This window comes from Streptomyces phaeochromogenes, assembly GCF_001418655.1.
GTDB lineage: Bacteria > Actinomycetota > Actinomycetes > Streptomycetales > Streptomycetaceae > Streptomyces > Streptomyces phaeochromogenes.
In genome coordinates, this window is record NZ_LIQZ01000225.1 from 1 (window position 1) to 8,670 (window position 8,670).

Annotated in this window: 6 protein-coding genes, 1 rRNA gene and 2 pseudogenes; 2 read left to right on the forward strand and 7 right to left on the reverse strand. The window is 71.2% G+C overall.

What is annotated here, in order from left to right; translation table 11 throughout:
* Positions 1 to 155: pseudogene (locus AOK17_RS52565) on the forward strand (sterol-binding protein); the annotation flags it as partial.
* An 85-nt stretch (positions 156 to 240) separates the two neighbouring features.
* Here the strand turns inward: AOK17_RS52565 and AOK17_RS28490 are convergent.
* From AOK17_RS28490 to AOK17_RS28505, 4 genes are all read right to left on the reverse strand, one after another.
* On the reverse strand, positions 241 to 1,212 hold the full coding sequence (locus AOK17_RS28490; protein ID WP_425424645.1) for an ABC transporter ATP-binding protein: 972 nt from the start codon (positions 1,210 to 1,212) through the stop codon (positions 241 to 243).
* A complete protein-coding gene (locus tag AOK17_RS28495; RefSeq protein WP_107102522.1) occupies positions 1,173 to 2,174 on the reverse strand; it encodes a FecCD family ABC transporter permease in 1,002 nt (333 codons plus the stop codon). The genes AOK17_RS28490 and AOK17_RS28495 overlap by 40 nt, the downstream gene beginning before the upstream one ends.
* A gap of 179 nt (positions 2,175 to 2,353) precedes the next feature.
* Positions 2,354 to 3,397: a FecCD family ABC transporter permease gene (locus AOK17_RS28500; RefSeq protein WP_055615431.1), complete on the reverse strand. Its 1,044-nt coding sequence runs from the start codon at positions 3,395 to 3,397 to the stop codon at positions 2,354 to 2,356.
* Positions 3,398 to 3,536: 139 nt separating this feature from the next.
* Positions 3,537 to 4,565, reverse strand: a complete 1,029-nt coding sequence (locus AOK17_RS28505) for an HAD hydrolase-like protein (protein ID WP_055615432.1) — start codon at positions 4,563 to 4,565, stop codon at positions 3,537 to 3,539.
* A 72-nt stretch (positions 4,566 to 4,637) separates the two neighbouring features.
* Between AOK17_RS28505 and AOK17_RS28510 the strand changes: the two genes are divergently transcribed.
* A complete protein-coding gene (locus AOK17_RS28510; protein ID WP_055615433.1) occupies positions 4,638 to 5,927 on the forward strand; it encodes a DUF1015 domain-containing protein in 1,290 nt (429 codons plus the stop codon).
* Positions 5,928 to 5,999: 72 nt separating this feature from the next.
* On the opposite strand, the gene AOK17_RS28515 is transcribed toward AOK17_RS28510, so the two are convergent.
* The 3 genes and pseudogenes from AOK17_RS28515 to rrf all read right to left on the reverse strand — a co-directional run bounded on the left by AOK17_RS28515 (position 6,000) and on the right by rrf (position 8,565).
* Positions 6,000 to 6,869: a tetratricopeptide repeat protein gene (locus AOK17_RS28515; RefSeq protein WP_079053329.1), complete on the reverse strand. Its 870-nt coding sequence runs from the start codon at positions 6,867 to 6,869 to the stop codon at positions 6,000 to 6,002.
* Positions 6,870 to 7,517: 648 nt separating this feature from the next.
* Positions 7,518 to 7,850: pseudogene (locus AOK17_RS54050) on the reverse strand (DEAD/DEAH box helicase); the annotation flags it as partial.
* A gap of 598 nt (positions 7,851 to 8,448) precedes the next feature.
* Positions 8,449 to 8,565, reverse strand: a 5S ribosomal RNA gene (rrf, locus tag AOK17_RS28525).
* Positions 8,566 to 8,670: the final 105 nt, after the last annotated feature.

Genomic DNA, 8,670 nt, shown 5'->3' on the forward strand with positions numbered 1-8,670 from the left:
CGCCCGACAAGGCCGAGATCCGGCTCACGATGACCGGCGACGACCTGGTCGCGATGGTCGACGGCGAGCTGAACTTCGCGAAGGCCTGGGGCTCGGGCCGGGTCAAGCTCGAAGCGGGCCTGCGCGACCTGCTCCGGCTCAGAAAGCTCCTCTGAAAGCTGCTCCGAGACCCCCTCTGAGACCTGCTCTGAAAGCTCCTCCGGCCCTGCCCGGCCGCTCCTCGGCGGTCCCGCGGGAGCACTAGCTCTTCGCGACACCGACAGGCGCGGCGGCGGTCGTACGTGCCTTCCGCGCCGCCGGCACCACCAGCGGCGTACCCGTCTCCGGGTCGTCGATGACCTGGCAGCGCAGCCCGAAGACCTCCTCGACCAGCTCGGCCGTGACGATGTCGGCCGGGGCGCCCTCGGCGATCACCGAGCCCTCGCGCAGGGCTATCAGGTGGGTGGCGTACCGGGCCGCGTGGTTGAGGTCGTGCAGTACGGCGACCAGGGTGCGGCCCTGCTCCTCGTGGAGCTCCGCGCACAGGTCGAGCACGTCGATCTGGTGCTGGATGTCGAGAAAGGTGGTCGGCTCGTCGAGCAGCAGCAACGGGGTCTGCTGGGCGAGCGCCATCGCGATCCACACGCGCTGGCGCTGGCCTCCGGAGAGCTCGTCGACGTACCGGTCGGCCAGTTCGGCGACGCCGGTGGAGGTCATGGACTCGCGCACGATCCGCTCGTCCTCGGTCGACCACTGGCGCAGCAGCCCCTGGTGCGGGTAGCGCCCGCGCCCCACGAGGTCGCCGACGGTGATCCCGTCGGGCGCGATCGACGACTGCGGCAGCAGCCCGAGCGTCCTGGCGACCTTCTTGGCGGGCATCGACTGGATGACCTGCCCGTCGAGCAGCACGCGGCCCTGGTTCGGCTTCAACATGCGGGACAGGGCGCGCAGCAGCGTGGACTTGCCGCAGGCGTTCGGGCCGACGATCACCGTGAACGAGTTGTCCGGTATCTCGACCGACAGCTGCTCGGCGATGACGCGCTGGTCGTAGGCGAGGGTGACGTTCTCGGCGGACAGGCGGTTCACAGTGCTCCTTCGGGTGTTCGTGCGCGGCCCGCCATCGGAGCCCGTACTCGTCGTGTTCGTGTTGCTCGCCTTGCCTGCGGCGGCCGTACTCGTCGTGCGGTCGGCGTTCATATCCGGCCCGCCTTCCGCTCGGTGACCAGGAGCCACAGCAGATAGACGCCGCCGAGCACTCCGGTCACGACGCCGACGGGCAGTTGGTCGGCGCCGAAGGCCCGCTGCGAGGCCCAGTCCGCGACGACCAGCAGGGTGGCGCCCATGCACATGGCGGGCACCAGGTTGGGTCCCGGCGAGCGGGTGAGGCGCCGCGCGAGCTGCGGCGCGGTGAGCGCGACGAAGCCGACCGGGCCCGCGGCGGCGGTGGCCGCCGCGGTGAGCAGCACGGCGGCCACCAACAGCAGCAGCCGCGTCCGCTCGACCCGCACCCCGAGCGCGTACGCCACGTCGTCGCCCATCTCCAGCATCCGCAGCCCGCGCGCGTTGCCGAGGACCAGCGGTACGAGGACGGCGCACAGGCCGAGCAGCGGCCAGACCTGGTCCCAGTCACGGCCGTTGAGCGAGCCGGTCATCCAGACGACGGCCCGGGCCGCGTCGACGAGGTCGGCCTTGGTGATCAGATAGCCGTTGACGGCCGTGACGATCGCGGAGACACCGATACCGACCAGAACCAGCCGGTATCCGTGCACACCCCGCTTCCAGGCGAGCACATAGATGGCGAGCCCTGTCACCAGACCGCCGACCAGCGCTCCGACGGCGACCTGAGTGGCGCTCCCCGAGAACAGCACGATCATCACGAGCGCGCCGGCCGTCGAGCCCTGCCCGAGGCCGAGCACGTCCGGACTGCCCAGCGGATTACGGGAGATGGTCTGGAAGAGCGCACCGCCGAGCCCGAGCGAGGCCCCCACCAGGAGCCCGACCAGGACCCGCGGCAGACGCAGCTCGTTGACGATGAACTCCTGGCCCGCGTCGCCGTTGCCGAGCAACGTCCTGATGACGTCGGCGGCCGGTATCGGGAAGTCGCCGGTGCCGATGAGCACGACACTCGCGGCGAGCGCGGCCACGAGCAGCAGCACGACGACCGTGAACGCGCGGACATCGAAACGGACCGACATGCCACCGCCGGTACGCACGGTCCGAGCCCGAAAGGCCCGGACGGGACCTCCCTGATCGTGCCCGGCCCGATCGAGCACTGCCTGATCGAGCACTGCCTGATCGAGCCCGGTCTGCTCGCGTTCTGCTTCTGCCTGGTCGTGTTCTGCCCGGTCGTGTCCGGCCTGATCGCGTGGGGGCTTCACAGCTGCGCCGTCCTCCGCCGTCGTACGAGAAAGATGAAGACCGGCCCGCCGAGGATCGCGGTGACGATGCCGACCTGGAGCTCCGCGGGCCGGGCGACCATCCGGCCGAGGACATCGGCGCCCAGCAGCAGCACCGGCGACAGCACGGTGGCGTACGGCAGGATCCAGCGCAGGTCGGGCCCGGTGAAGGACCGTACGACGTGCGGAACCATCAGTCCGACGAAGACGATCGGCCCGCAGGCGGCGGTCGCGGCCCCGCAGAGCACGGTCGCGGCGGCCATGGACAGACCGCGGGTGCGGTTCAGATGCGCCCCGAGCGCGCGGGCGGTGTCGTCGCCCATGGCCATGGCGTTCAGCGGCCGGGCGAGCGCCAGCGCGAGAACCGTGCCGACCGCGAGGAACGGCAGCACCTGCTCGATGGTCGTGTTCGTGGCCGAGGCCAGTGAACCGACCGTCCAGAAACGCATCTTGCTGAGCGCGGCCTCGTCGGTGATCATCACGGCCTGCAGATAGCCGTAGAGCGCGGCACTGATCGCGGTGCCGGCCAGCGCGAGCCGCACCGGCGTGGCACCCCGGCTGCCGCCGAGGAAGTACACGAGCGCCCCGACGACGGCCGCGCCCGCGAAGGCGAACCACACATAGCCGCTCAGCGAGGTGACGCCGAAGAAGGTGATGGCCGTGACGACCGCGGCGGACGCGCCGGCGTTGATGCCGAGCAGCCCCGGGTCGGCGAGCGGGTTGCGGGTCAGCGCCTGGAGGACCGCCCCGGAGAGGCCGAGCGCGGCGCCGACGAGCAGCCCGAGGACCGTACGCGACAGCCGCTCGCCCACCACGACGTCGCCGTACGTCCCCGAGTCCTCGAACAGGCCGTGCCAGACCTGCTCCAGCGACAGCTCTTTTGCGCCGATCGCGATGCTCGCCAGCGCGACGAGCACCAGCACGGCGAGGGACACGAAGAGCCCAGCGGCCCGTATCGCCCGGCGGGTTGGGGGCGCGGGGGCGGTCTCCGCGCTCGGTTCGGGGGGACTGTCGACCAACACCCGGTTAGGTTAGCCTACCCTCGCTCCGAGCCACGATCCCCGTACGCGGTGACCTGCGCAACCACCCCTTCCGAGGCCGCGCTCCGGGCCCCGCCGAAGAGCCTGCCTGAGAAGCCCGGGGAATCTGCCGGGCCCGCGCTCAGAGCCCCAGCCGCGCCAGCGCCTTGCCCCCGTCCAGCTCACACGCCCCGTCCCCGGCAGCCGTCCAGGCGGCGGCACACAGCGCCCGCAGCCCGTCCATCGCCTCGCCCGCACCCTCCAGTTCCAGCCGCTCGCTGCCGGCCGTCGCCGTCCAGCCACCACAGCGGAACCCTTCGCCCGTCTCGACGACCTCCGGCTGCCCGGTCAGCATGCCCCGCAGATCGGCGTCGACGTACGTCGGCCTGTGCTGCGGCGGCGCGGCAAGGAGCAGTGCCCCGTCGGTCACACCCGTCAGCACCAGCAGCGAGTCCACCTCGCCGTTGAACGCCCCCTCGATGTCCGTGTCGAGCCGGTCCCCGACGACCAACGGCCGCTCGGCCCCGGTCCGCAGGATCGTCTCGCGGTGCATCGGCGGCAACGGCTTGCCCGCCACCTGCGGCTCGGCGCCGGTCGCGATGCGCACGACCTCCACGGCCGCGCCGTTGCCAGGGGCGATACCGCGCGCGCTGGGGATCGTCAGATCGGTGTTGGACGCGAACCACGGCACCCCGCGCGCGATGGCGTAGCAGGCCTCCGCGAAGCGGCCCCACGGCAGATCGGGCCCGCCGTACCCCTGCACGACCGCCACCGGCTCGTCCTCGGCCGACTCGACCGGTTCGAGCCCACGTTCGCGCAGCGCGACCCGCAGCCCCTCCCCGCCGATCACCAGCACCCGCGCCCCCTGGGGCACCTGCTCGCTGATCAGCCGGGCCACCGCCTGCGCCGAGGTGATGACGTCCGACTCCTCTGTCGGTATCCCCAGCTCCGTGAGGTGCGCGGCGACGGTGTCGGGCGTCCGCAGCGCGTTGTTCGTCACATACGCGAGACGCATTCCGCCCGCGCGGGCCGTGCCGAGCGAGTCGACCGCGTACGCGATCGCGTTCCCGCCCGCGTACACCACCCCGTCCAGGTCGAGCAGTGCCGTGTCGTACGCCTCGCTCAGGGCCCGGTCACTGCCCTCGGGGCGCGTCCTCACGGTCTGGCTCATTACGCATCGCTCCTCGTTCGATCCCTTTCCCCCGATCATCCCGCATGGCACTGACACACTTACGATGCACCAATGAACACTGCAGGTCCCGCGGACGTACCGGCACGCATGGGCCTTGATCTGACCCCGTTCCGGGGTCTGCGCTACGACCCCGACCGGGTCGGCAGCCTCTCCGCCGTCACGTCCCCGCCGTACGACGTGGTCGTACGGCCGGACGGTCTCCACCATCTCGAATCGGCGGACCCGCACAACATCGTCCGGCTGATCCTCCCCCAGGCCACCACGCCCAGCGTCCGCAACGAGCAGGCGGCGGACACCCTGCACCGCTGGCTGTCCGAGGGCGTCCTGACCACGGACTCCGTGCCGGGCCTGTACGTCTACGAACAACGCCACGGCGACGGCATGCTGCAGCGGGGCGTCATCGGCGCCCTGCGTCTGTCGGAGGCGTCGGACGGCGTGGTCCTGCCCCACGAGGACGTCATGCCGCACGTCGTCGCGGACCGCGCCGCCCTGATGCGCGCCACCTCCGCGAACCTCGAACCCCTGCTGCTGACCTACCGCGGCAACGGCTCCGACTCCGGCACGACCGCCGTCGTGGAGCGCGCCGCCGAGCGCCCTCCCCTGTTGTCCACGACCACGGAGGACGGCTTCAGCCACCGCCTGTGGGCCGTGACCGACCCGGCGGACCTGGCCGAGATCCGGACAGACCTGGCCCACCGCCAGGCCCTCATCGCCGACGGCCACCACCGCTGGGCGACGTACCTGCGTCTACGCGCGGAGCATCCCTCCCCCAGCCCTTGGGACTTCGGCCTGGTACTCCTCGTCGACACCGCCCGCTACCCACTGCGCGTCCGCGCGATCCACCGCCTCCTGCACCGCCTCCCGGTGGCCGACGCCCTGGCGGCCCTCGGCGACGACTTCCGCGTACGCCATGTCGACGGCCCACTCTCCCGTGCCCTGGAGGCCCTCTCCGTAGCGGCCACCGAGGGAAACGCATACCTCCTTGCGGGCGACGGCACCTTCCACCTCGTCGACCGCCCGTCCCAGGACCTGCTCGCCCGTACGATCCCGGCGGACCGCCCCGAGACCTGGCGCACCCTCGACGCGACGGTCCTGCACGCCACGCTCCTCGACCACGTCTGGCAGATACCCGACGTCCCGGAGCACATCGCCTACATCCACGACACCGCCGCCACGGTCGACAAGGCGGAACGCGACGGCGGCACGGCCGTCCTGATGCACCCGGTCCACGAGGAGGTCGTACGCGACCTCGCAAGCCAGGGCGTCACCATGCCCCGCAAGTCGACGTCATTCGGCCCGAAGCCGGCATCGGGCCTGGTGCTGCGCACCCTGTTCCCCTGAAAACACAAATGGGCGGGACCCCCAAAGGGATCCCGCCCATCTACATCTACTCGTACGACTCCTGCGGAGCTGTCAGCTCTTGAGGTCGCCCTCGTCGCCGTCCATGTCGTCCACGTCGTCCACGTCGTCGACGTTGTCCTCGGCCGGCTCAGGCTCCGTCTCCGCCTCCGGCACCGACTTCGCCTCCGGAGCCTCGGAGTTCACGACCTCGACATCCCCGTCGCTCTCGCTCTCGCTGTCGTGGTCGCTGTCACCGTCGTCCTCGACGAGGGCGTCGACGAACTCCACACCGTCCAGCTCGGCGAGCCGGTCCGAGGCGTCCGTGCTGCCGTCCTTGTCGGACTCGACGGCCTTGGCGAACCACTCACGCGCCTCGCCCTCACGCCCCGCCGCGAGCAGCGCGTCGGCGTATGCGTAACGCAGCCGCGCGGTCCAGGGCTGTACGGAGTTGGAGGCGAGCTCGGGGCTCTGCAGCGTGACGATGGCCGCGTCGAGCTGGTCCATGTCCCGCCGCGCACCGGCCGCCACGAGCCGCATCTCGACCTGGCCGGCCTTGTCCAGCTTCTGCACCTCGGGGGCCCCGGCCATGTCGAGCGCCTTCTCCGGCCGCCCGAGACCGCGCTCGCAGTCCGCCATGACGGGCCACAGGTCCACGTTGCCCGTCATGCGCCGCGCGGCCCGGAACTCGGCGAGCGCCTCGCTGTACTTCTGGCTCGCGTACGCGGCGAAGCCGGCCGCCTCCCGCACGGCGGCGACACGCGACGCCAGCCGGAGCGCGACCCTGGAGTAGCCGTACGCCCCCTCGGGGTCCTCGTCGATGAGCCTGGCCACCATCACCAGGTTCCGGGAGACGTCCTCGGCAAGCCCCTTGGGGAGGCTCTGCAGCTCCTGCTTTACGTCCTTGTCGATCTCCTCGCCCGTGACGTCGTCCGGGATCGGCAGCCGCTTGATCGGCTCGCGGTCGCGGTCCCGCTCGTCACGGAAGCGCCCGCCGCCACGACGGTCGTCGCCGCCCCGTCCGCCACGGTCGTCACGCCCGCGGAACCCGCCGCCACCGCCGGCGGGACGGCCACGGCTGTCATCGCGACGCGGTCCGCCACGACGGTCGTCGCCGCCTCGCCCACCACGGTCGTCGCGGCCACGGAACCCGCCGCCGGTGCCGCCACCGCGGTTGTCGTCGCGACGGAAGCCGCCACGGTCACCGCCGCTACTGCTGCCGCCACGGTTGTCATCACGACGGTCGTCACGCCGATCATCGCGACGGACGTAACCGGTACGGTCACCGTCGCGACGGTCATCCCTGCGATCGTCCCTGCGGTCATCGCGGCGGAAACCGCCACGGTCGCCACCGCCACTGCTGCTGCCGCGGTTGTCATCGCGCCGGTCGTCACGCCGGAAGCCACCGCGATCGCCGCCACCACCGCGGTTGTCGTCGCGACGCGGGCCACCCCGCTCGTCGTCACGGCGGAACGCCGGACGACCACCACGGTCATCGTCCCGACGGAACCCACCACGGTCACGGTCGTCACGGCTCGGCCCACTGGGACGGTCATCACGCCGGAACGGCGGACGGCCACCACGGTCGTCGTCCCGCCGGTCGTCACGACGGAACGCCGGACGATCGCCATCGCGACGGAAACCGCCACGGTCGCCACCGCCACTGCTGCCGCCACGGTTGTCATCACGCCGGTCATCACGCCGGAAGGGCGGACGGTCGCCATCACGCCGGGGGCCACCACGGTTGTCATCGCGGCGGAAACCGCCCCGGTCACTGCTGCTGCCGCGGTTGTCATCGCGCCGGTCGTCACGGCGGAAGCCACCACGATCGCCGCCACCACCGCGGTTGTCGTCACGGCGGAAACCGCCACGGTCGCCGCCGCCACTGCTGCCGCCACGGTTGTCATCGCGCCGGTCATCACGCCGGAAGGGCGGACGGTCGCTGCCACCACTGCCGCCACGGTTGTCGTCGCGACGCGGGCCACCCCGCTCGTCGTCACGGCGGAACGGCGGACGACCACCACGGTCATCGTCCCGACGGAACCCACCGCGGTCGCGGTCGTCACGGCTGGGGCCACTGGGACGACCACCACGGTCACGGTCGTCGCGCCCGCGGAATCCGCCGCCGCTGCCGCCACTTCCGCCGTCACGGTTGTCGTCACGACGGAATCCACCACGGTCACTGCTGCCACCGCTACCGCTGCCACCACGGCTGTCGTCGCGGCGGAAACCGCCACGGTCCCCGCTGCCACCACGGCTGTCATCGCGACGGTCGTCACGCCGGCCGTTCCCGCCACGGTTGTCGTCGCGGCGCGGACCGCCTCGGTACCCGCCGCGGTCACCACTGTCCCGGCGTCGCTGGTCGCGCTCCGGTCGCTCGTCGGGAGAGTTGGTGGACATGGGTGACTCCTGTCATCGGTACCGCAAGTCATTCTCGCGCAGCCGGGTACCCAGCGCGCTTCGGAAAACAAAAAAGGACCTCTGGTCCCAGCGAGTCGCTGGGACCAGAGGTCCTCCAAATATTGTTCGGCGGCGTCCTACTCTCCCACAGGGTCCCCCCTGCAGTACCATCGGCGCTGTAAGGCTTAGCTTCCGGGTTCGGAATGTAACCGGGCGTTTCCCTCACGCTATGGCCACCGAAACCCTAATGGTTTCGAGCGAACAAGCACACTTTTCAGTTGGGTGTTCTGCTCAAAAGCCGACAACTGTTCGTTGTCTCAGAACTAACACAGTGGACGCGAGCAAC